This is a genomic window from Amycolatopsis sp. NPDC058340 (assembly GCF_042723975.1).
In the GTDB taxonomy this organism is placed as follows: domain Bacteria; phylum Actinomycetota; class Actinomycetes; order Mycobacteriales; family Pseudonocardiaceae; genus Amycolatopsis.
Window position 1 is genome coordinate 18,163 of sequence record NZ_JBHXIB010000017.1, and the last position, 22,236, is coordinate 40,398.

Consider the following 22,236-nt stretch of genomic DNA (forward strand, 5'->3'; position numbering starts at 1 on the left):
CGCGGGGGTGACCGGATAAGCTGGTCCACTACCGAACCCGGATCCACGCCGCCGGGTCGCCCACAGCCGAACAGGAGCGCTCCACCGTGCCCAACGACCTCGCCAGCAGGCTGGAGCCCATCGTGGCCGAAGCCGTCAAGGCCGCGGGTTTCGACCTCGATTCCTTCGAGGTCCAGCAGGCAGGCCGCCGTCAGCTGGTCAAGGTCGTCGTCGACGGGGACGACGGCGTCGGGCTGGACGAGGTGGCGGGCGTCAGCCGCGCGGTCTCCGCCGCGCTCGACGAGAACGAGCACGTGATCGCGAGCGCGTACACGCTCGAAGTCACCTCGCCGGGTCTTGACCGGCCGCTGACCGTGCAGCGGCACTGGCGGCGCGCGAAGTTCCGTCTCGTCAAGGTCACCCCGGCCGAAGGCGCGGCGTTCATCGGCCGGGTCGGGCACGCGGGGGAGAAATCCGCCCGCGTGCTCGTGGACGGCGAGATCCGGGACGTCTCTTACGCCTCGGTGGCCAAGGCGGTCATCGAGATCGAGTTCAAGCAACCACCTGCCGAGGACCTGAAACTGTTGGAAAACGATGCGTCGGCCCTGAACGCCGCCACCACGGAGCCGAAGGAGGAGCCGAAGTGAACGTCGACATCGCCGCGCTGCGCGCGATCGAACGGGACAAGGACATCCCCTTCGAGACGGTGATCGAAGCGATCGAAACCGCGCTGCTCACCGCGTACAAGCACACCGAGGGCCACCAGCCGCACGCCAGGATCGACATCGACCGCAAGAGCGGGCTGGTCCGCGTCCTCGCGCACACCCTCACCCCGGACGGCCAGACCGACGAGGAATGGGACGACACCCCCGAAGGCTTCGGGCGGATCGCCGCGACCACCGCGCGGCAGGTCATCCTGCAGCGGCTGCGCGACGCCGAGCACGAGAAGACCTTCGGCGAGTTCTCCGCCAAGGAGAACGAGCTCGTCGCCGGCGTGGTGCAGCGCGACGCCCGCGCCAACGCCCGCGGCATGGTCGTCATCCAGGTCGGCGACATCGAGGGCGTGCTGCCCGCGATCGAGCAGGTACCCGGCGAGACCTACGAGCACGGCGACCGGATCAAGGCCTACGTCGTCACCGTCTCGCGCGGCAACCGGGGCCCGCAGATCACGCTGTCGCGTTCGCATCCGAAGCTGGTGCACAAGCTGTTCGCCCTCGAAGTCCCCGAGATCGCCGACGGCACGGTCGAGATCGCCGCCGTCGCACGGGAACCGGGACACCGGACCAAGATCGCGGTCCGCTCGACGGTGCCCGGCGTCAACGCCAAGGGCGCGTGCATCGGCCCGGTCGGCGCGCGTGTGCGCAACGTGATGAGCGAACTGGCCGGCGAGAAGATCGACATCATCGACTACTCCGAAGACCCGGCGAAGTTCGTCGGGAATGCGCTGTCGCCCGCGAAGGTTGTGTCGGTGAAGGTCGTCGACGAGCGGGCCAAGACCGCTCGCGTCGTCGTGCCGGACTTCCAGCTTTCGCTCGCGATCGGCAAGGAGGGGCAGAACGCCCGTCTCGCCGCCCGGCTCACCGGCTGGCGGATCGACATCCGCAGTGACGCCGCCCCCGAGCAGGGTGACGAAGCACACGCCGGGCAGGCGCGGCCCGCCGCGGCAACCGGTTCGGCTGAGTGAAGGTCGAAGCGCTAGACTTACGAGTGGTTCAGAGCCCGCGGCCGGGAACCGACCTCCAGCATGACCGGGAAGCCCCGGTCCGTACCTGTGTGGGTTGCCGTAAGCGGGCCTTGATCGGCGAGTTGCTGCGAGTGGTCGCGGCGGACGGTCGGTTGGTCGTCGACGAACGTCGGCGATTGCCGGGCCGGGGTGCCTGGTTGCATCCCGTGCCGGACTGTCTGGCCAAGGCCGAGCGGCGCAGGGCGTTCCCCCGGGCACTTCGTGTTCCAGGGTCGCTCGACGCCCAGGGTGTCCACGAACGCCTGGAGCGGCACGCCGAAGGCTAAAGGGCGCCGGGACATCCCCGGTGCCGGATGGAATCAGGAAGCAGGTCGACCCGTCATGAGTCAGCCGTGAAGCTGAATCAATGAACGCGCGACAATAGGACGAGGTCTGCGGGTCTGCCGCCGGCCTCCCCAGATGAGGAGAGCTGTGCCAGGCAAGGCCCGAGTACATGAGCTCGCGAAAGAGCTCGGCATCACCAGCAAGGAAGTTCTCGCCAAGTTGAAGGAACAGGGCGAGTTCGTGAAGTCCGCGTCGTCCACCGTCGAGGCGCCGGTCGCCCGCCGTCTGCGTGACGCGTACCCGTCGAAGGACGGCAAGAAGAAGCCGGTTCCGACCCCCGGCCCGCGCCCTTCGCCCGCGCCTCCCGCGAAGCCCGCTGCCCCGGCTCCGGCCGCGAAGCCCGCTCAGCCCGCGCCCGCGGCGAAGTCCGAGGCCCCGGCCGCCCCCGCGACGCCCGCTCCGGCGGCGTCCGCACCGTCGGCCCCGGCCCAGCAGCCGTCCCGTCCCGCCACCCCGGGCGCCCGCCCGGGTCCGCGCCCCGGCCCTCGGCCGCCGGCGCCCAAGGAAGAGGTCGCTCCGGCGGCGAAGGCCGCTCCGGCCGAGCCGAAGAAGGAGACCCCGGCAGCCCCGGCCACCCCGCCGGCGTCCCAGACGCCGTCGCAGGGTTCGGTCGTGCCGCCCAAGCCGCAGGGCCCCAAGCCCGGTGGCCCGAAGCCCGGCCCGCGCACCCCGCGTGTCGGCAACAACCCGTTCGGTGTGGGTTCCGGTTCTCCGGCCCCGCGTCCGTCCGGTCCCCGTCCCGGTGGCGGCCAGCAGGGCGGCGACAACCGTCCGCCGCGTCCCGGTGGTGGCCAGGGCGGCGACCGTCCGGCTCCCCGCCCCGGTGGCGGCGCGCCCGGTGGTAACCGGCCGAGCCCGGGCAACATGCCCCCGCGGCCGAACCCCGGCATGATGCCGGGCCGCCCGGCCCGTCCGGCCGGTGGTCCCGGTGGCGGCCGTGGTGGTCCCGGTGGCGGAGCCCGTGGTGGTCCCGGTGGCGGCGCTCGTGGCGGTCCCGGTGGCGGCGGCGGCGGTTTCCGCGGCGGTCCCGGTGGCGGCGGCGGTGGCGGTTTCCGTCCCGGCGGCGGTGGCGGCGGTTTCCGACCCGGTGGCGGTGGCCCCGGTGGCGGCGGCGGTGCCCCGGCCGGTGGCGGCGGTTTCCGTGGCGGCGGCGGTCGTGGCGGCCCCGGTGGCCGTGGCGGTACCGCGGGTGCCTTCGGGCGTCCCGGTGGTCCCTCGCGCAAGGGCCGCAAGTCGAAGCGGCAGAAGCGCCAGGAGTACATGGACAACATGCAGGCGCCCAGCGTCGGTGGTGTCCGTCTGCCCAAGGGGCAGGGCGAGACGATCCGCCTGCCGCGTGGTGCCTCGCTGACCGACTTCGCCGAGAAGATCGACGCCAACCCGGCTTCGCTGGTGCAGGTGCTCTTCCACCTCGGTGAGATGGTCACGGCGACGCAGTCGGTGTCCGACGACATCCTGGAACTGCTCGGCGGCGAAATGAACTACAACGTTCAGGTCGTCAGTCCCGAGGAAGAGGACCGGGAGCTGCTCGAGACCTTCGACATCACCTACGGCGAAGACGCGGGTGAGGAAGAGGATCTGCAGGTCCGCCCGCCGGTCGTGACCATCATGGGTCACGTCGACCACGGTAAGACCCGCCTGCTCGACACGATCCGCAAGACGAAGGTGCGCGAAGGTGAAGCCGGTGGCATCACCCAGCACATCGGCGCCTACCAGATCGAGACCGAGCTCGAAGGCACCCCGCGCCTGATCACCTTCATCGACACCCCGGGTCACGAGGCGTTCACCGCCATGCGTGCCCGTGGTGCCAACTCGACCGACATCGCGGTGATCGTGGTGGCGGCCGACGACGGTGTGATGCCGCAGACGGTCGAGGCGATCAACCACGCGCAGGCCGCCAAGGCGCCGATCGTGGTCGCGATCAACAAGATCGACAAGGAAGGCGCGAACCCGGACAAGATCCGGCAGCAGCTGACCGAGTACGGCCTGGTCGCCGAGGAGTACGGCGGCGACACGATGTTCGTCGAGATCTCCGCGCGGCAGAACATCAACATCGACGGCCTGCTCGAGGCGATCCTGCTGACCGCCGACGCCGCGCTGGACCTCCGGGCCAACCCGGACATGGAGGCCCAGGGTGTCGCGATCGAGGCCCACCTCGACCGCGGTCGCGGTCCGGTGGCCACGGTGCTGGTCCAGCGAGGCACGCTGCGCGTCGGTGACTCGGTCGTGGCGGGTGACGCCTACGGCCGCGTCCGCCGGATGGTCGACGAGCACAACGTCGACGTCACGGAGGCGTACCCGTCGCGTCCCGTCCAGGTCATCGGGTTCACCTCGGTGCCGGGCGCGGGCGACACCTTCCTGGTGGTCGACGAGGACCGCGTCGCCCGGCAGATCGCCGAGCGCCGCTCCGCCCGGACTCGCAACGCCCTCAACGCGTCGCGCCGCAAGCGGGTCAGCCTCGAGGACCTCGACTCCGCCTTGAAGGAGACGAACAGCCTCAACCTGATCATCAAGGGTGACAACTCCGGTACCGTCGAGGCGCTCGAAGCCTCGCTGGTGCAGCTCGAGGTCGGCGACGACGTCGAACTCAACGTCGTGCACCGCGGTGTCGGTGGCGTCACCGAGTCGGACATCGACCTGGCGACCGCGTCCGACGCGATCGTCCTGGGCTTCAACGTCCGTGCGCAGGGCAAGGCGACCGAGCGGGCCACCCGCGAAGGCGTCGACGTCCGGTACTACACGGTCATCTACCAGGCGATCGAGGAGATCGAGCAGGCTCTGAAGGGCATGCTCAAGCCGGAGTACGAAGAGGTCGAGCTCGGCAAGGCGGAGATCCGCGACGTCTTCAAGTCGTCGAAGATCGGTACCATCGCCGGTTGTCTCGTCGTCTCGGGCGAGATCCGCCGCAACGCGCGGGCCCGTCTGCTCCGCGACGCGACCGTCATCGCCGAGAACCTGCCGATCAGCTCGCTGCGGCGGTTCAAGGACGACGTGGTCGAGGTTCGCGACGGGTACGAGTGTGGTCTGACGCTGGGGTCGTACAGCGACCTCAAGGTCGGCGACATCATCGAGACCTACGAGCAGCGCGAAAAGCCGCGTGCGTAAGTGACACGGGCGGCGCTCCTCCGCAGCTGGGCGGGGGAGCGCCGCTTCACCTTCGAAACAACCCAGAACCCCACATGTTCGTAGGAGCTCTTGAGCTCGACATCCTGCTGGGCGACGTCCATTCGCTCAAGCAGAAGCGATCCGTGATCAAACCGGTGCTGGCCGAGGTGCGCAGGCGTTTCGACGTCTCCGTCGCCGAAGCGGGCCATCAAGACCTGCACCGGCGCGCGCTGATCGGTGTGGCCGTGGTCGCGGCGAGTGGCGAGCACGTTCGTGACGTGCTCGACTCGTGTGAGCGCCTCGTGGCCGGAAGACCGGAGTTCGAACTGCTCTCCACACGCCACCGGCTGCTCGGCCCGGACGACTGAGTAAATCTTTCGAGGAGACGAAAACCCATGGCCGACCCCGCTCGGGCTCGTAAGCTCGCCAAGCGGATCTCACAGATCGTCGCGCACGCGATCGAGCACGACATCAAGGATCCGCGGCTGAACCACGTGACGATCACCGACACGAAGATCACGGCGGATCTGCACGACGCCACGGTCTACTACACGGTGCTCGGCGAGAACCTGGAATCCACGCCCGACCACGCCGGTGCCGCGGCGGCGCTCGAATCCGCCCGCGGTGTGCTGCGCACGAAGGTCGGTCAGGGCACCGGAGTCCGCTACACTCCGACGCTGGCCTTCGTGGCCGACAGTATTCCTGAGGACGCCAAGCGCATCGAAGACCTTCTCGCGAAGGCGCGGGAAGCCGATGCGGAGGTCGCCCGGCGGGCCACTGGGGCGCAGCACGCCGGCGAAGCCGACCCGTACAAGCCGCCGCGGGAAGAGGCCGAAGACGATGAGTTCGCCGACGAGGAGACCCGTCGCTGAGGGACCGGACCACGCCGTCACGCGGCGTGGTCTCCTGCTGGGAGCCGCGGCTCTCGGCGGCTCGGCGCTGATTTCCGCTTGCGGCGCCGAGAATCCACCCCTGGTGGGGCCGCCGCCAGTGGCCCCACCGACCACGCCGACCCCGCTCACCGAAGCGGTCACGGTGCAGAAGATGCGGTCGGCGGCGCGGAACCGTGACGTCAACCTCGTCATCATCGCGCCGGACGGCGTGTCCCGGGTCGGGATGCCGGTCTGCGTCGCCCTGCACGGGCGCGGCGCGGACGCCCGGACGTTCCTGAACCTGGGCGTGCGGGACGCGCTGAACCGGGCCGTCGCGGCCGGGTTGCCGGGCTTCGCGGTGGCCGCCGTCGACGGGGACAACTACTGGGTGGACGTCGGCAAGGCCGACGACCCGCAACGGATGCTGTCCGACGAGCTGCCCGGCTGGCTCGCCCAGCGCCAGCTGCGGCCGCCGTCGGCGATGTTCGGGATCTCGATGGGCGGGTTCGGCGCCCTGCGCTACGCCCGCGACCACAAGAACCTCAAGGCCGTCGCCGTCGCCAGCGCGGCACTGTTCGTCAGCTGGCCCGATGCCAAGTCCCGCAAGGTGTTCGCGGATCGCGCGCAGTGGGAATCGCACGAGCCGTTGCTGCACACCGGCGACCTTTCCGCCGAGTCGACGGGGGTGTGGTGCGGGAACTCGGATCCCTTCGCCCGTGCCGACCGCAAGCTCATCAAGGCCCTGGATCCCGCCGTCGCGAAGATGTCGCCCGGTGCGCACAACGACGATTACTGGCGCGAGATCATGCCCGACGTGCTGAAGTTCGTGGGGGAACGCCTCGCCTGACCCGCGTTTCGTCCTCTGGATGCGGTAGTTCGCGATACCGACCACCGCATTCAGTGGGCGAAACGCGGAAGAAGGGGTCAGGCGGGTTTCGACGCGACGATCAGGTCCCGCACGATCGCCTGGTCCACCCGGTGGGCGAAGCCGGCGTACGGGCCGTCCTCGCGGACCTCCAGGCCCGCCTTGTCCAGGATCGCGGCGAGCTCCTCGCGCGGCGCGACGTTGGTGTTCCACGAGATGCCGAGCGCGCCGCCCGGGCGCAGCACCCGTGTCCACACCGGGACCGCGGCCGCGAGCAGATCGCGCGGGCTGCGCGCAAGCGACGCGTCCTGGGTGCGGTGGCTGCCGTGCTGCACGCCGTACGGGGCGTCGGTGACGATGAGGTCCACCGAGTTCGGCCGCAGCAGCTCGTCGGTGGTGAGCGTGTCGCAGTTGAGGTAGCTCAGCCGGCGGACCTCGCCCGCCTTGTACCGCTCCTTGGTGATCCCGAAGCCGATGTCCAGCCGCCTGCCGAGCCGGACCTTGTTGCGGCGCACCTGACCGGATTCGGCGCTGTGCTTGATCCGCTTCTGCTTCAGCCAGGTCTTGACGAACATCTCGTAGGCGTCGAAATCCTTGCCATCGACGTCGAGCCCGGTGGCGTCGAAGCCGTACATCATCGCCTGGTTCAGCGTGGTGCCGCGGCCGCAGAGCGGGTCGAGCAGGTGCAGCGGCTTGTCCAGCATGGCGGCCGGGTCCGCCATCGACAGGAGGGTGACGTTGACGAGGAGTTTGGTGAACAGCTCGTTCGTCTTGCCCGGGTACTTCTGGATGGTCAGCAGATCCGAGTCGAAGTTCGCGAGCGGGCTGATCGTCACCGGCTTCAGGACGCCGTCGCCGCGTTCGAACAGCGCGTACAGCGCCGAAAGGTTCGAAAGGAGCGCGAGATCGCGCTCGCTCAGCGGGGCGGGCGTGGTGAAGGTGAGGTAGCCGACGCCGCCGAGTTCCGTCTCGCCGATCTCGGAGATCTCGGTCTCCAAAGCGGACAGACCGAACACCGCCAGCTCCGCGCGCAGGAGGGCCGGGGTGGAGTCGGTGTAGACCCGGTTGGCGGACGGGTAGACCAGGATCGCGTACTCGGACATCCGGTAGAGCGTAGCTTGACTGCTTGTGACAGCGACTCCAGTGCCGAACCTGAAGGAAGCCGCCGCCCTCCTGGCGCGCGCCACCGACGTGACCCTGCTCGGCCACGTCCGCCCGGACGCCGACGCGCTCGGCAGCGCGCTGGCACTGGGCCGGGCGCTTCAGCAGCGAGGTGTCAAGGTCCGGGTCTCCGTCGGCGAGCCAGAGGAGATGCCCGAAACCCTGCGGAGCCTGGACGAGGGCGGGCTCTACGTCCCCGCGAGCGAGCTGCCGGAGAGCGAGCGGCTCTTGATCGCGCTCGACACGCCCACGCCGGGCAGGCTCGGGAAACTCGCGCCGCGGGTGGACGCCGTCCGCGCGGCGGGAGGCGACGTCCTGGTGATCGACCATCACGCGTCCAACGTCTTCTACGGCACGCACCACGTCGTCGACGACACCGCCGAAGCCACGGCGGTCCTCGTCTTCGCGTTGCTGGAGGAACTCGGTGCCGAGATCGACGAGCCGATCGCGAGGTGTCTGTACGCGGGGCTCGTCACGGACACGAGCGGGTTCCGCCGGGCCCGGCCCTCCACCCATCTGATGGCCGCGAAGCTGCTCGAAGCCGGTGTCGACCCGGACAAGGTGGTCCGCGAGATCGTCGACGATCACCCGTTCGCGTGGCTGCCGATGCTTTCGGACGTCCTCGCGGGAGCCCGGCTCGAACCGGACGAGGCGCGCGGCTTCGGCCTCGCGCACGCGGTCGTGACGCTCGACGCCGCGCGGTCCGTCCGCGCCGAGGAGGTCGAAGCGGTCATCGACGTCGTGCGGTCCACTCGGGAGGCCGGGGTCGCCGTGGTGCTCAAGGAGGCCGCACCGATCGGCCCGCGACAGCGGTGGACGGTCTCGCTCCGTTCGGCGGGCGGCGTCGACGTGTCTGCCGCGGCCGGGGAGCTGGGCGGCGGAGGACATCGCCAGGCCGCCGGGTGCACCGCGGAGGGCACGGCCGACGAGGTGCTCGGCAAGCTCCGGGAAGCCTTGTCGAGGGCGCCGCTGCTCTGACCGACGAACGGTGTCATCGTAATTTCATCGGTGGTTCCTAACGTGGGCCACGATGAACGACCGAACCTCGCTCCGCCGCCGGATCCTGGTCACGCTGGGCGTGATCGTGCTGTTCCGGCTCGGCCAGAGCCTGCCCACGCCCCAGACGGCCCGCCTGCCGCTGGTCGATCACTCGTTGCGTTGGATCCTCGACCTTCTCACCGGCGGTCGTCTGTCCACGGTGTTCGGGTTCGGCGTCCTGCCCTGCCTGGCCGCCCCGTTCGTCCTGCGAGCGCTGATCGTCCTGATCCCGCGGCTGGCCGCGCTCCGGGCGGAAGGTGAAGCCGGCGCCCGGGTGCTGAAGCGGTACCGGCGACGGCTCGTCGTCGTGCTCGGCCTGCTGGGCGCCGTGGGCGTGGTCGTCTCCGGCGGACTGGACGTCCTGGACGGAGCCGTGACGGTGGCGTGCCTGACCGCGGGCACCGCGCTGGTCCTGCGGCTGACCGAGCTGATCACCGACCGGGGTTTCGGCGACGGCGTCCGGATCCTGCTGCTCACGCAGGTCCTGGCGGTGCTGCCACCGGAGTTCCTGCGCCTGTACGAAAGGACGGGCTGGGCGGCCGTCGTGGTGATGGCCCTGGTGACGCTGTCGGTCACCGTGATCACGATCGTCGTCGCGCAGGGACAGCGCCGCGTCCAGGTGCAGTACGCGAAGCGGATGATCGGCAGGCGCGCCTTCGGCGGGACACCGTCCTACATCCCCCTTCGCTTCCCCCAAGCGAACAGCCCGGCCGTGCTCGCCGCGGTCCTGCTCTGGGTGCTTCCCTTCGGTCTGGGAGGACCCTGGTGGATCGCGGTCTACTTCGTCCTCGTCTGCCTCTTCGCCTTCGCGAGGGCGGCCGTGCGGCAGGACATGGACAAGGTGGCGGGTGAGCTGGTGCGCGTGGGCGGTTTCGTCCCCGGGATCCGGCCGGGGAACTGGACCGCCGAATACCTCGATCACGTGAACCGCCGGATCATCGCCTTCGGAGCGCTCACCTTGGGAGTGGTCGCGCTGATCCCGGTCACCGGTCTGGCCCTGCTGGGCGTCACCCCGGCGACGTTGTTCGTCGCCGGGGTGACCCTGCAGGTGGTGCTCGTCTTCCTGGTCGGTGTCTCGCTCGACACCACGCGGCAGATCGAAGCGCTGCGCCGGCAGCGGCGCTACGAACCGTTCCTCCGCTGACCGGAAATGGTCAGAAGTGGGGGAGCCAGCCGCCGCCGAGCGCGTCGGCCGCGCCGAACCTGTTGCCGCCCTTGCCGTTCCACAGGTAGAAGGTGCCGGTGGTCTGGTCGATGGCGCCGATGTCGGAGTGGCCGTCCTTGTTGACGTCGCCGAGCGACATCAGGGTGCGGTGGTAGTTGGTCCAGCCGCCGCCGATGGCGTCGGCGTCGCCGAATTTGTTGCTGCCCTTGCCGTTCCAGATGTGGAGCGTGCTGCCGTCCCTCACCGCCGCCAGATCGGTCTTCCCGTCGTTGTTGAAGTCTCCGGCGACGGGTGCGGTGAAGGGTTCCCAGCCGCCGCCGATCGGGTCGGCGGTGCCGAATTTGTTGCCGCCTTTGCCGTTCCAGATGTAGAGGGTGCCGTCTTTGACGGCGGAGAGATCGCTGATGCCGTCGTTGTTGAAATCTCCGGCGACGGGTGCGGTGAAGGGTTCCCAGCCGCCGCCGATGGTGTCGGCGGTGCCGAATTTGTTGCCGCCCTTGCCGTTCCAGACGTACAGCGTGCCGTTCTTGACGGCGGCGAGGTCGGTCTTGCCGTCTTTGTTGAAGTCGCCGGCCGCGGGGCGGGTGAAGCCGTCCCAGCCGCCGCCCACGGCGTCGGCCGCGGCGAAGTTGTTGCTTCCCTTGCCGTTCCAGATCGTCAGCGTGCCCGTGCCGGTGGCGTAGATGTCGCCGACGCCGTTGCCGTCGAAGTCCCCGCCGTCCGCGAGCGGGCGCTGCCACAGCGCGCTGACGATCTTCTGCGCGTCACCGGCCTCGGTCTGGTAGCGGTCCGGATAGGCCGAGACCTGCACCGCCTGGCACACCTCGCCGATCGGCGCCGAGCTCCAGGAACCGTTCGGGTACACCCGCACCATCTTGTCGAGGAAGGCGTTGGTGGCCCAGACGGGGTCGAGCCGGTTCGCCGCGCTGCCCCAGGACGCGCGTTGCTGGAACAGGCCGAGGCTGTCGTGATCGACCTCCTCGCTGATGTTCTGGAGACTCGTCTCCACGATCACCGTGGCGATGGCGATGGCCGCGGCTCTCTGGCTCAGCCCGCGATCGCGGACGGCTTCGACGACCATGCGGGCGCACGACATCCGGTACGCGGTCAGATACCCCCGCATCTTCGCGGTCAGGGTGTCGTTCAGCCGCGTGGCCAGGGCGGCGTCCCCGCTGGTGGTACCCGAGCGGTCGCACGGGGCCGTCGCGTAGGCGGCGGTCACCAAACCGGCCGGATCTTCTTCGGCGTGCGCGACGGGGGACAGGGCGGTGATCGCGAAGACGGTCAGGGCTGCCGTGGTCGCACGGCGGGTGAAGTTCTTCGGCACTGGTCGACCCTCCAAGGTCGTGGGGTGGGGACGGAACGGGTCAGAAGTGGGGGAGCCAGCCGCCGCCGAGCGCGTCGGCCGCGCCGAACCTGTTGCCGCCCTTGCCGTTCCACAGGTAGAAGGTGCCGGTGGTCTGGTCGATGGCGCCGATGTCGGAGTGGCCGTCCTTGTTGACGTCGCCGAGCGACATCAGGGTGCGGTGGTAGTTGGTCCAGCCGCCGCCGATGGCGTCGGCGTCGCCGAATTTGTTGCTGCCCTTGCCGTTCCAGATGTGGAGCGTGCTGCCGTCCCTCACCGCCGCCAGATCGGTCTTCCCGTCGTTGTTGAAGTCTCCGGCGACGGGTGCGGTGAAGGGTTCCCAGCCGCCGCCGATCGGGTCGGCGGTGCCGAATTTGTTGCCGCCATTGCCGTTCCAGATGTAGAGGGTGCCGTCTTTGACGGCGGAGAGATCGCTGATGCCGTCGTTGTTGAAATCTCCGGCGACGGGTGCGGTGAAGGGTTCCCAGCCGCCGCCGATGGTGTCGGCGGTGCCGAATTTGTTGCCGCCCTTGCCGTTCCAGACGTACAGCGTGCCGTTCTTGACGGCGGCGAGGTCGGTCTTGCCGTCTTTGTTGAAGTCGCCGGCCGCGGGGCGGGTGAAGCCGTCCCAGCCACCACCGATCGGGTCAGCGGTACCGAAGTTGTTGTTGCCCTTGCCGTTCCAGATCGTCAGCGTGCCGGTGCCGGTGGCGTAGATGTCGCCCGCGCCGTTGCCGTCGAAGTCCCCGCCGTCGAGCGACTTTTCGATGAGCTTGTCGTAGCGGATACCGCGGTAGGTGGTCATCTCCGACCAGGAGTTGGTGTTGTGGTTGGTCTTCTGGCCGTAGTCGTTCTCGGAGTAGACCCAGGCACCCGCCGAGTGGTCCTTGGGGTCGACCCACTTCTCGAACAGCTCGATGTGACCGTTCTTGAGCAGCGCGTCACCGGGCAGCAGATCGTGCAGGCTCGGCAGCCAGGACTTGTGCGAATACGACTCGAAGTCGCCGGTGTTGAGATCCCAGCCGTCGGACTTCTTGGGCAGATGCCAGGCCATCGCCACCAGGCCGGAGCAGTCCGGCCGGTACTTGCCGCCGGTGCCGTCGGAGATCGCGTCCGACTGGTCCTGGCTGTACCAGGTGTCGCCCCGGTCGTACCAGTACTTGGCCCTCGCGATGATCTCGGCGCGGGTGATCGGGCCGCCCACCGTCGAGGCCGCACTCGCCTCGTTTCGCGTGCCGAACGTGAGCAAGCCTGCGACGAGGGTCACGAGGGCCATGAATGCGGAGGCGAACCGGACCGCTCTGGGAGAACCGGAGCTGTTCATGACGACCTTTCCTGAGCATGATGTGGAGTGGACGACACAGAGGCTCCGGGAGGCCGCTGTAGCCACGCTTCAACGCGGGCTACAGCGAGGGGCGCTGGAGGCGGATCCGCTCTGGGGGAGGGACGGATGAGGTTTTCTCTGCTCGGGCCGATGGAGGTGGCGGGCCCGTCGGGGCCGATCGCGCTCCCGGGGGTCAAACCGCGCACGCTGCTCGCCGCGCTGCTGCTCGGCCACGGCCGGACCGTGCCCGCCGAACGGCTGATCGGCGTGGTCTGGGGCGAGGAGCCGCCCACGACGGCCCGCGCGGTGGTGCAGACGTATGTCGCGACACTGCGCCGCGCGTTCGACGCGGCGGGGTTGCCGCAGGTCATCGTGTCCGATCGGAACGGCTACCGCGCCGACGTCGCCGAGGACGCCCTCGACGTGCGCATGTTCGAACAGCTGGTGGAACGGGGACGGCAGGCCGCGCGGAACGGTGACCACACCGAGGCGGCGGACCTCTTCCGCACCGGCCTCGCCCTGTGGCGCGGTCCCGCGCTCGGCGGGATCGGGGAGTCGTTCCTGCGCGCCGAAGCGACCAGGCTGGACGAGCTGCGGCTGACCGTCACCGAGGAGCGGGTCGACGCGGATCTGGCGGCGGGGCAGGGGCCGCGGCTGCTCGCGGAACTCACCGAACTGGTCACCCTGCATCCCACGCGGGAGCGGCTGCGCGGCGGCCTCATGGTCGCGTTGTACCGGTCCGGACGGCAGGCCGAGGCGCTGGAAGTGTACGAGCGCGGCCGGAAGGTGCTCGCCGACGAGCTGGGCATCGATCCCGGCCCGGAACTGCGTCAGGTGCACGAGTCGATCCTGCGTTCCGACACCGCCCTGCTCCCGGCCGTCACTTCCCGCACTCCGCGGCAGCTACCGTCGCCGCCGCCGGACTTCACCGGCCGGGCACCGGAACTCGCGGCGCTGCGCGAGACCTTGGTACGGCCCGGCGGGATGCCGGTCGCCGTCGTCTCCGGCACGGGCGGCGTGGGCAAGTCCACTTTGGCGCACCGGGTCGCGCACGAGATCGCCGAGCATTTCCCCGACGGGCAGTTGCATCTCGAACTCCACGGTTCCACCGACAGCCCCGCGAGCGCCGAAGAGGTACTCGGCCGCGTCCTGCGCGACTTCGATCCCGGCGCGACGCCGCCCGGCTCGCTCGACGAACGGGTCGCCCGCTACCGCACGGTGCTCGCCGGCACCCGCACGCTCGTGGTGCTCGACGACGCCGCCAACGAGGCGCAGGTCCGGCCGCTGCTGCCCGGCGGTCCGGGGTGCGCGGTGATCGTCACGTCACGCAACCGGCTTCCCGCGCTCGCGGGCGCGACCTTCTGCGAGCTGGGAGTCCTGCCCGCGGACGCCGCGCTCGACCTGCTCACCCGCATCGTCGGGGCCGAACGCGCGAGCACCGAGCCCGCTTCGGCCGCCGAGATCACCGAACTGTGCGGGCAGTTGCCGCTCGCGATCCGCGTCGCCGGCGCGCGGCTGGTGTCCCGGCGGCAGTGGTCGTTGTCCCGGCTGGCGAACCGCCTCGCCCAGGAGCAGCGCCGTCTCGACGAACTGGTGGTGGGCGATCAGGAGGTGCGGGCCAGTATCAACCTGAGCTACACGCTCCTGCCCAAGGCGGCGCGGACCGCGTTGCGACGGCTGGGTTTGCTCGGTCTCACGCGTTTCCCCGCGTGGGTCGCCGCGGCGGCGACGGAAGCCGATCCGGACGACGCGGAGCAGGTGCTCGAAGACCTCGTCGACGTGTCACTGCTCGAAGTCGACGGCGTGGATCCCTTGGGGCTCATGCGATACCGGCTGCACGACCTGGTCCGCCTGTTCGCGCTGGAACGTGCCGTGGCGGAGGAGTCCGCCGCGGACCGGGCCGCCACCGTCGAGCGGGTGCTCGGTGCCTGGATCTGGCTGGTCGGACGGATCAACGAGACCCTGCCGCCGGTCGTGCCCTCGATACAGGGCATCTCCCGGCTGGGCCGTCCGGTCGGGGAGGAGATCGCCCGGCGGGTGGTGGCGAAGCCGTACGAATGGTTCCGTGCCGAGGAGGAGGCGATGACCACGGCCGTCGAACTGGCGGCGGCACTGGACCTGGTCGACATCGCGGTCGGGCTCTCGTCGGCCTTGTGCGGTACCGCGTTCGGCGGGCACAACCGGGTCCTCGACGATTCGCTCGGCTCCTGGCGCCGCACCCACGACGCGGCGCTCACCGCCGCCCGCCGCACCGAAAACGCCTTGGGCGAGGCGACTCTGCTGGCGGGGCTCGGGCAGCTGTACTACGAGCACGACGACTTCCCGCGGTCCCGCGCGCATCTGAGCCAGGCGCTGTCGATGTTCCGCGCCGCCGGTGACGTCCGCGGCGAGGCCGCCACCCTCGCCGCGCTCGGCGCCGCCTGCCGTGAGCAGGGCTATCTGCCCGAGGCGGTGCACTTCCTGGACCGGGCCGGGCGGATGTGGTCCGGGCTGGACGATCCGGGGGCGATGGGCCACGTCCACCGGCTGGCCGGCACAGTGCGGCTGGAACTGGGCGAATACCCGGGAGCGCTGACCGCGCTGACCGAGGCACGGGCGTCGTTCGCGGCGGCGGGCTCCAGCCGCGGCGAAGGACTGACGCTGCGCAGCCTGTCGCTGTATCACCGGGCGCGCGGCGAGTGGGCCGAAGCCGAGGAGTTCGCGCGTGCCGCGCTCGCGGTGTTCGAGGGCACCGAAGACCGGATGCTGGCCGCGTATTCCGAACGCGCGCTGGCCAAGGCGTTGCTGCGGCGCGGGGATTCGGTCGCGGCGCGGCGGCTGGCGGAGAGCGCGCTGGAGGTCTGCCGTGAACTCGGCGACGCCTTCGGCCACGCGTGCACCCTCCGCGTCGTCGGGGAGGTGCATCTCGCCGAAGGCCGGTTGTACCAAGCGAAGGACTGCCTGGAGGACTCGCTGAAGCGGTGGACCGACCTGCGCGCCGAACTGTTCCGGGCACGGACCCTGCACACGCTCGCCCAGGTCCACGACGCGCTCGGCGACGTGCGGGCCGGGGAGCGGATGACCGCGGAGGCGTGCGAGATCTTCCGGACCTACGGCGCCCGCGAGTACCGGGAACTCTCTCCTGTAACCGGGTTACAGCGTTCCTGAAGGACGCTCGTGGACAGTGGGGTCCATGTCTTCGTTCGTGTCGTTGTCGGATTCCCGGATCGCCGCCGTGCCCGTCCGGGAATGCGGGGAACCCTTGGTGGACCTGCGGGAAACCGATGCCATCCGGATCGATCGCCGGCTCGCCGACGAACGGGGTGCCTTCGCGCACGTGCGGCTCAGCGTCGCCGACCGGCTCGTCGCGGCGCAATGCCAGCTCCCGCGCGGGCTCCGGCTGCTCGTCGTCGAGGGGTTCCGGCCGAAGGAGGTGCAGGAGCGGTACTTCGCGGACAGTATGGCGCGGATCGCGCGCGCCAACCCGGACTGGTCGTCCGGACAGGTGGCCGCCGAAGCCGCCACCTACGTGTCGCCGCCCGAAGTCGCGCCGCATGTCGCCGGGGGAGCGGTGGATCTCACGCTGTGCACGGTCGACGGCGTCGAACTGCCGATGGGGACCGAAGTGAACGCGACGCCGCCGGAGTACGGGACGGAATGCTTCACCGAGTCCGCGCTGATCGGCCCCGAGGCCCGCGCGAACCGGGAAACGCTCATCGACGCGATGACCGCGACCGGCTTCGTGAACTACCCGAGCGAATGGTGGCACTGGTCCTACGGGGACCGGTACTGGGCGTTCGCCACCGGGGTGAAGCACGCCCGCTTCGGTCCGGCGGATGGGACTGTCGTACCAGACCTTTAGTCTGCGGTGGTGGCTGAAGCTTCCGAACCCGACGAGCGCGTCCCGCCGAAACGCGTCCTCGGCCTCGCCGTGCCCGCGCTCGGCGTCCTCGCCGCCGAGCCGCTGTACGTCCTGGTGGACACGGCCGTCGTCGGGCATCTCGGCGCGCTGCCGCTGGCCGGGCTCGCCGTCGGCGGTGTCGTGCTGTCGCAGGTTTCGAGCCAGCTGACGTTCCTGTCGTACGGCACCACGTCGCGGACGGCGCGGCTGCACGGCGCCGGCCGTCGTGGTGACGCCGTCCGCGAAGGCGTCCAGGCGACCTGGCTGGCGGTGATCGTCGGGCTGGTGGTGATCGTCGCCGGGCAGCTGCTGGCCGCGCCGATCGCCCGCGTCCTGTCCGGGGACGACGCGATCACCGACGCCGCCGTCTCCTGGCTGCGGATCGCCCTGTTCGGCACGCCGTTCATCCTGATCACGATGGCGGGCAACGGCTGGATGCGCGGCGTGCAGGACTCCGCGAAACCGTTGCGCTATGTCCTGGCGGGCAACGGGATCTCGGCCGTGCTGTGCCCGGTGCTGGTGTACGGCGCGGACTGGGGGCTGGAAGGTTCGGCGATCGCGAACGTCGTCGCGCAGGTGATCTCGGCGTCGCTGTTCATCGCGGCACTGGTGCGGGAGCGGGTCCCGCTGCGCCCGGAGCCGAAGGTGATGCGCGCCCAGCTTGGCCTCGGCCGGGATCTGGTGCTGCGCAGCCTCGCGTTCCAGGCGTGCTTCGTCTCGGCGGCCGCGGTCGCCGCGCGGACGTCCACCGAGGCCGTCGGCGCGCACCAGGTCGTGCTGCAGCTGTGGACCTTCCTCGCGCTGGTGCTGGACTCGCTCGCGATCGCCGCGCAGTCGCTCGTGGGCGCCGCGCTCGGGGCCGGGGCGAGCAAACGGGCGCGCGGGGTGTCGAACCAGATCACCGGGTACGGCCTGGTGTTCGGTTGCTTCCTCGGCGTCGTGTTCGCGTCGGTGGCCGGGGTGCTGCCGCGGGTGTTCACTTCGGACGCGGCCGTACTCGGCCAGATCCCGCACGCGTGGTGGTTCTTCGTCGCGCTGCAGCCGATCGCCGGGGTGGTGTTCGCGCTGGACGGCGTCCTGCTCGGCGCGGGAGACGCCGCCTTCCTGCGCAACGCGACCCTGCTGAGCGCGGCGGCGGGGTTCCTGCCGCTGATCTGGCTGTCGCTGGCCTTCGGCTGGGGATTGGCCGGGATCTGGACCGGGCTCTCGCTGTTCATGCTGCTGCGGCTGGCGACCCTGCTGGTGCGGTGGCGCTCGGGCCGGTGGGCCGTGGAAGGCGCCGTCCGCGTTTAGTCCTCTGGATGCGGTCCTCGCGTGTGCCGTGCTGTGGCGAAAACCACCCAGGTAACGGCTTTGTTTCACCGTTGCTTAGGAGCTACAACTATATGGGGCGGCAGTGCGGGCGTCCTTGCGCCCGAAACCGTTCCGAGGAGGAAACACTGTGACAGGCCGAGCCACCCGCCGGTCCTGGTTCATCTGGTTCGCCGCCGTCACCGTCTATCTCCTCGCCGTCTTCCACCGCACTTCGTTCGGCGTCGCCGGGCTCCAGGCCGCCGACCGGTTCGGGGTCGGCGCGGCCGCGCTCGGCACGTTCACCGTCCTGCAGGTCGGTGTCTACGCCGCGATGCAGATCCCCACCGGCGTCCTCGTCGACCGCTACGGCCCGCGACGGGTGCTCACCGGCGCCGTGTTCTTCCTCGGGCTCGGCCAGATCCTGCTCGCGGTCGCCGACTCCTACCCGCTCGGCCTGCTCGCCCGTGCCGTCGTCGGCTTCGGCGACGCCCTGACCTTCGTGAGCATCCTGCGGCTCATCGCCGCGCATTTCCCCGGCCGCCAGTACGCCCTGCTCGCCGCGCTGACCGGGGCCATCGGGTACGTCGGCAACCTCGCCGCGACCCTCCCGCTGGGCCTGCTGCTCGACGGTCCCGGCTGGACCTCGACGTTCCTCGTCGTCGGCCTGGTGACGGCGCTGTACACCGCCGTCGTCGCCCTCCGCGTCGAAGACATCCCGCGCGGCATGCCGGAGCCCGTGCGCGAAAAGGTCCATCCGAAGGTGCTGGGCCGCCAGGTCGCCGAGGCGTGGCGAACGCCGGGCACCCGGCTGGGGTTCTGGGTCCACTTCAGCACGATGTTCGCGCCCAACGTGCTGACCATGCTGTGGGGTGTCCCGTTCCTGGTGCAGGGACAGGGATATCCGAAGGCCACCGCGAGTTCGCTGCTGATCGTGTTCGTATTCGGCTCGATGATCGGCGGCCCGGTGATCGGCGGGCTGATCGGACGGCGCCCGTCGCTGCGGATGCCGCTCGTCGGCGGGTACATCGGCGGCGCCGCGGTGATGTGGGCGATCCTGCTCGGCTGGAGCGGGACGATGCCGGTCGCCGTCCTGGTCCCCGTGTTCGCGTTCCTTTCCCTGGGCGGCCCGGCGTCGATGATCGGTTTCGCGCTGGCGCGGGACTACAACCCGCTCTCGCGCGTGGGCACCGCGACCGGTGTGGTGAACGTCGGCGGCTTCGTGGCCACGACGATCTCGGCGCTCGCGGTCGGCGTGCTGCTGGAATGGACGGGCGGCACGTTCCGCCTGGCGCTGCTTTCGGTCATCGCGGTGCTCGCGTTCGGCACCTTCCGGATGCTCGTGTGGTGGCGGCGCACCCGCGCCTTGCTGTTCGAAGCGGAGGCCCGCGGTGAGGCGATCCCGGTGCAGATCCGGCGCCGCCGCTGGGACGCCGAAGCGCCGCTGCCCGTCTCGTCCTAGGCGAGGGGCCGAAAGATAGGGTTCGGCCCGTGTCGCGCCCCAATCAGGCTCAAGCCAAGAAACGTCCCGCCCCGCCGCCCGGTCTCGTCATCGTCGACAAACCGTCCGGGATGACTTCCCACGACGTCGTCGCCAAGGCGCGTCGCTTCATGGGCACCCGCAAGGTCGGGCACGCCGGCACCCTCGACCCGATGGCCACCGGCGTCCTCGTGCTCGGCATCGAACGCGCGACGAAACTCCTCGGCCATCTGGCCCTGGACCGCAAGACCTATCTCGCGACCCTCTCCTTGGGACTGTCCACCACGACCGACGACGCCGAGGGAGAGCCGATCGCCGAAGCCGCCCCGGACGTCGTCGAGAAGATCACCGACGAGGCGATCGCCGCCGGGATCGCCGCGCTGACCGGCGACATCCAGCAGGTGCCGAGCGCGGTCAGCGCGGTCAAGATCGACGGCAAACGCGCGTACGCCCGGGTCCGGGCGGGCGAAGAGGTCGTGATCCCGCCGCGACCGGTCACCGTGCACCGTTTCGATCTGCTCGCCACCCGCCGCGAGCCGGGCCGGATCGAACTCGACGCGATCGTCGAATGCTCGTCGGGGACCTACGTCCGGGCGCTGGCCCGCGATCTCGGCGCCGGGCTCGGCGCGGGCGGACATCTGCTCGCGTTGCGGCGCACCACGGTCGGGCCGTTCACCCTCGCCAAGGCCCGCACCCTCGACCAGCTCGAAGACAAGCCTGAGCTGTCGCTGGACCTCGACGCCGCCGTCGCCGCGGCGTTCCCGCGCCGCGATCTGGACGCCCGCACCGCGCAGGCGGTCCGATATGGACAGAGGGTGCCCGCGGCCGGGATCGAGGGCACGTACGGGATGTTCGGGCCGGACGGCCGGGTGCTCGCCCTCGCGGCGGACGAAGGCGGACTGGCCCGGTCGGTGGTCGTGTTGCTGCCCGCCTAGCTAAGGAACTCGTGAGTGGTAAGGACGGTTCTAACCGTCCTTACCACTCACGAGTCAGAGGCCGCCTGGGCGAGAAGCGTGCCGCGCAGGACACGGCCTAGGGTGGTGCACGGAGCGGGCCTGAGGAGACGGGGCTAGAAGTGCAGCGTTGGCGTGGTTTGGGTGACCTCCCCGGGAGCTGGGGACGGTGCGTGGTGACGATCGGCGTCTTCGACGGCGTGCACCGCGGTCATCAGGAACTGATTTCGAGGACGGTCCGCGCCGCCGCCGAACGCGGCGTGCCGAGTGTGGTGCTGACCTTCGACCCGCATCCCTCCGAGGTGATCCGGCCGGGCAGCCATCCCGCGCAGCTGACCACGTTGCGCCGCAAGGCGGAACTGGTCGAGGGCCTCGGGGCGGACGTCTTCTGCGTACTGCCGTTCACCCTGGAGCTGTCGCGGCTGACGGCGCACGAGTTCGTGCACGAGGTACTGGTGGACAAACTGCACGCGGCCGCGGTGATCGTGGGGGAGAACTTCACCTTCGGCGCCAAGGCGGCCGGTGACGTCGGCCTGCTCCGCACGCTGGGGAAGCGGTTCGGTTTCGTGGCACAGGGGGCGGAGCTGCAGGGTCTGCTCGCGCAGGAGCAGGCGGACAACGACATCACGTTCTCCTCGACCTACGTCCGCTCGTGCATCGACGCCGGGGACGTCGTGGCGGCGTCCGAGGCGCTCGGCAGGCCGCATCGGCTGGAGGGCATCGTCGTCCGGGGCGACGGCCGGGGGCACGACCTCGGCTATCCGACGGCGAATCTGTCGACGCCGCGGTTCGCGGCGGTGCCCGCCGACGGGGTCTACAGCGCCTGGTTCACCCGTTCGTCGGATTCCAGCCGACGGCTGCGCGCGGCGGTGTCCGTCGGTACCAACCCGACCTTCTCCGGGCGGGAACGCACCGTCGAGGCCTTCGTCCTCGACATCGACGAGGATTTCTACGGACAGCACGTTTCGCTCGATTTCGTCGCCAAGCTGCGGGATCAGGTCCGTTTCCCGACGTCGGAAGGTCTGGTGAAGCAGATCGACGAGGACGTCAAGCGGACCAGGGAACTGCTCGGCGAGCAGGACTGACCGGACCCGGCCCCGGCCGGAGGAGAATCGACAAACATGCCCGCCCGCGTGCGTTCCGGTGGCAAGATGTCACGGACCGCGCGCATGGCGTTCGATGGGGTTAGGGGAGCGGACCAGGTGGAGGACCACAAGATCGTCCAGCGGAACATCGCGCTGCAGAAGGAGTGGTACGGGGAGCCGCTCGGCGATCGCGTGCGGAGACTGGTCGTCGCCTTCGACATCTCCCAGGCCTTCCTCGCCGAGGTCCTCGGCATCAGCGCGCCCATGCTCAGCCAGGTGATGAGCGGGCGCCGCGCGAAGATCGGGAACCCGGTCGTCCTCGCCAAGATGATCATGCTGGAGCGCAAGGTGCTCGTCCCCGCGGTCGCCGCCGGGGACCGCAAGGCCATGCAGGAGGCGCTGGAAGACGTCCGCGACTCGCGGCCGACGGTGGGCAGGGACAGCATCCCGGTCGGCGCCGTCGCCGACGACCAGGGTGTGCTCGCGGCCCTGCGGGACATCGGCGAGGACGAAGACCTCACCGAAGCCGCGAAGCTGCTCGACGACGACTTCCCGTCCCTGGCGGATCTGCTGCGCCGGGCGGCCAAGAACGGCTCCTGACGTGACTCGTGAGTTACGCCTCCAAG

Annotated in this window: 19 protein-coding genes; 16 read left to right on the forward strand and 3 right to left on the reverse strand. The window is 70.2% G+C overall.

The window, feature by feature from the left end:
• Window positions 1-86: 86 nt before the first annotated feature.
• From rimP to ACFWIW_RS20600, 7 genes are all read left to right on the forward strand, one after another.
• Entirely contained in the window at window positions 87-626 is a 540-nt protein-coding gene (gene rimP / locus ACFWIW_RS20570; RefSeq protein WP_378369899.1) for a ribosome maturation factor RimP, read from the forward strand.
• Entirely contained in the window at window positions 623-1,663 is a 1,041-nt protein-coding gene (gene nusA / locus ACFWIW_RS20575) for a transcription termination factor NusA (RefSeq protein WP_378369900.1), read from the forward strand. Before rimP ends, nusA begins: the two co-directional genes overlap by 4 nt.
• A 131-nt stretch (window positions 1,664-1,794) precedes the next feature.
• On the forward strand, window positions 1,795-1,989 hold the full coding sequence (locus ACFWIW_RS20580; RefSeq protein WP_378369992.1) for a YlxR family protein: 195 nt from the start codon (window positions 1,795-1,797) through the stop codon (window positions 1,987-1,989).
• 145 nt (window positions 1,990-2,134) lie between these two features.
• Window positions 2,135-5,152, forward strand: coding sequence for a translation initiation factor IF-2 (infB, locus tag ACFWIW_RS20585; protein WP_378369901.1), 3,018 nt, complete (start codon window positions 2,135-2,137; stop codon window positions 5,150-5,152).
• A gap of 74 nt (window positions 5,153-5,226) precedes the next feature.
• Window positions 5,227-5,520: a DUF503 domain-containing protein gene (locus tag ACFWIW_RS20590; protein ID WP_240598102.1), complete on the forward strand. Its 294-nt coding sequence runs from the start codon at window positions 5,227-5,229 to the stop codon at window positions 5,518-5,520.
• Between the two features lie 27 nt (window positions 5,521-5,547).
• Complete coding sequence (gene rbfA / locus ACFWIW_RS20595) at window positions 5,548-6,024, forward strand: 30S ribosome-binding factor RbfA (RefSeq protein ID WP_007029396.1); 477 nt, start codon at window positions 5,548-5,550, stop codon at window positions 6,022-6,024.
• Complete coding sequence (locus tag ACFWIW_RS20600; RefSeq protein ID WP_378369902.1) at window positions 5,993-6,871, forward strand: alpha/beta hydrolase; 879 nt, start codon at window positions 5,993-5,995, stop codon at window positions 6,869-6,871. The genes rbfA and ACFWIW_RS20600 overlap by 32 nt, the downstream gene beginning before the upstream one ends.
• 77 nt (window positions 6,872-6,948) lie before the next feature.
• On the opposite strand, the gene ACFWIW_RS20605 is transcribed toward ACFWIW_RS20600, so the two are convergent.
• Window positions 6,949-7,992, reverse strand: a complete 1,044-nt coding sequence (locus ACFWIW_RS20605; protein WP_378369903.1) for a TRM11 family SAM-dependent methyltransferase — start codon at window positions 7,990-7,992, stop codon at window positions 6,949-6,951.
• Window positions 7,993-8,032: 40 nt separating this feature from the next.
• Between ACFWIW_RS20605 and ACFWIW_RS20610 the strand changes: the two genes are divergently transcribed.
• A complete protein-coding gene (locus ACFWIW_RS20610) occupies window positions 8,033-9,028 on the forward strand; it encodes a bifunctional oligoribonuclease/PAP phosphatase NrnA (protein WP_378369993.1) in 996 nt (331 codons plus the stop codon).
• A gap of 52 nt (window positions 9,029-9,080) precedes the next feature.
• The gene (locus tag ACFWIW_RS20615; protein WP_378369904.1) at window positions 9,081-10,232 is read left to right on the forward strand and encodes a preprotein translocase subunit SecY; all 1,152 of its coding nucleotides are present in this window, start codon (window positions 9,081-9,083) and stop codon (window positions 10,230-10,232) included.
• 10 nt (window positions 10,233-10,242) lie between these two features.
• Here the strand turns inward: ACFWIW_RS20615 and ACFWIW_RS20620 are convergent, their stop codons facing one another.
• Window positions 10,243-11,580, reverse strand: coding sequence for an FG-GAP repeat domain-containing protein (locus ACFWIW_RS20620; protein ID WP_378369905.1), 1,338 nt, complete (start codon window positions 11,578-11,580; stop codon window positions 10,243-10,245).
• 40 nt (window positions 11,581-11,620) lie between these two features.
• Entirely contained in the window at window positions 11,621-12,874 is a 1,254-nt protein-coding gene (locus tag ACFWIW_RS20625) for an FG-GAP repeat domain-containing protein (RefSeq protein ID WP_378369906.1), read from the reverse strand.
• 174 nt (window positions 12,875-13,048) lie between these two features.
• Here ACFWIW_RS20625 and ACFWIW_RS20630 point away from each other — a divergent pair, with 174 nt between their 5' ends.
• From ACFWIW_RS20630 to ACFWIW_RS20660, 7 genes are all read left to right on the forward strand, one after another.
• Complete coding sequence (locus ACFWIW_RS20630; protein WP_378369907.1) at window positions 13,049-16,069, forward strand: BTAD domain-containing putative transcriptional regulator; 3,021 nt, start codon at window positions 13,049-13,051, stop codon at window positions 16,067-16,069.
• 25 nt (window positions 16,070-16,094) lie between these two features.
• Window positions 16,095-16,763, forward strand: coding sequence for a M15 family metallopeptidase (locus tag ACFWIW_RS20635; protein WP_378369908.1), 669 nt, complete (start codon window positions 16,095-16,097; stop codon window positions 16,761-16,763).
• A 9-nt stretch (window positions 16,764-16,772) separates the two neighbouring features.
• Window positions 16,773-18,095: an MATE family efflux transporter gene (locus ACFWIW_RS20640; RefSeq protein ID WP_378369909.1), complete on the forward strand. Its 1,323-nt coding sequence runs from the start codon at window positions 16,773-16,775 to the stop codon at window positions 18,093-18,095.
• A gap of 148 nt (window positions 18,096-18,243) precedes the next feature.
• Entirely contained in the window at window positions 18,244-19,554 is a 1,311-nt protein-coding gene (locus ACFWIW_RS20645) for a nitrate/nitrite transporter (protein ID WP_378369910.1), read from the forward strand.
• Window positions 19,555-19,583: 29 nt separating this feature from the next.
• Window positions 19,584-20,507, forward strand: a complete 924-nt coding sequence (gene truB, locus ACFWIW_RS20650) for a tRNA pseudouridine(55) synthase TruB (RefSeq protein WP_378369911.1) — start codon at window positions 19,584-19,586, stop codon at window positions 20,505-20,507.
• A gap of 140 nt (window positions 20,508-20,647) precedes the next feature.
• Entirely contained in the window at window positions 20,648-21,610 is a 963-nt protein-coding gene (locus tag ACFWIW_RS20655; protein ID WP_378369912.1) for a bifunctional riboflavin kinase/FAD synthetase, read from the forward strand.
• A gap of 117 nt (window positions 21,611-21,727) precedes the next feature.
• Window positions 21,728-22,210 carry a helix-turn-helix transcriptional regulator gene (locus ACFWIW_RS20660; protein ID WP_125694323.1) on the forward strand — a complete coding sequence of 161 codons (483 nt, stop codon included), beginning with the start codon at window positions 21,728-21,730 and terminating at the stop codon, window positions 22,208-22,210.
• The last annotated feature ends 26 nt before the right edge of the window (window positions 22,211-22,236 follow it).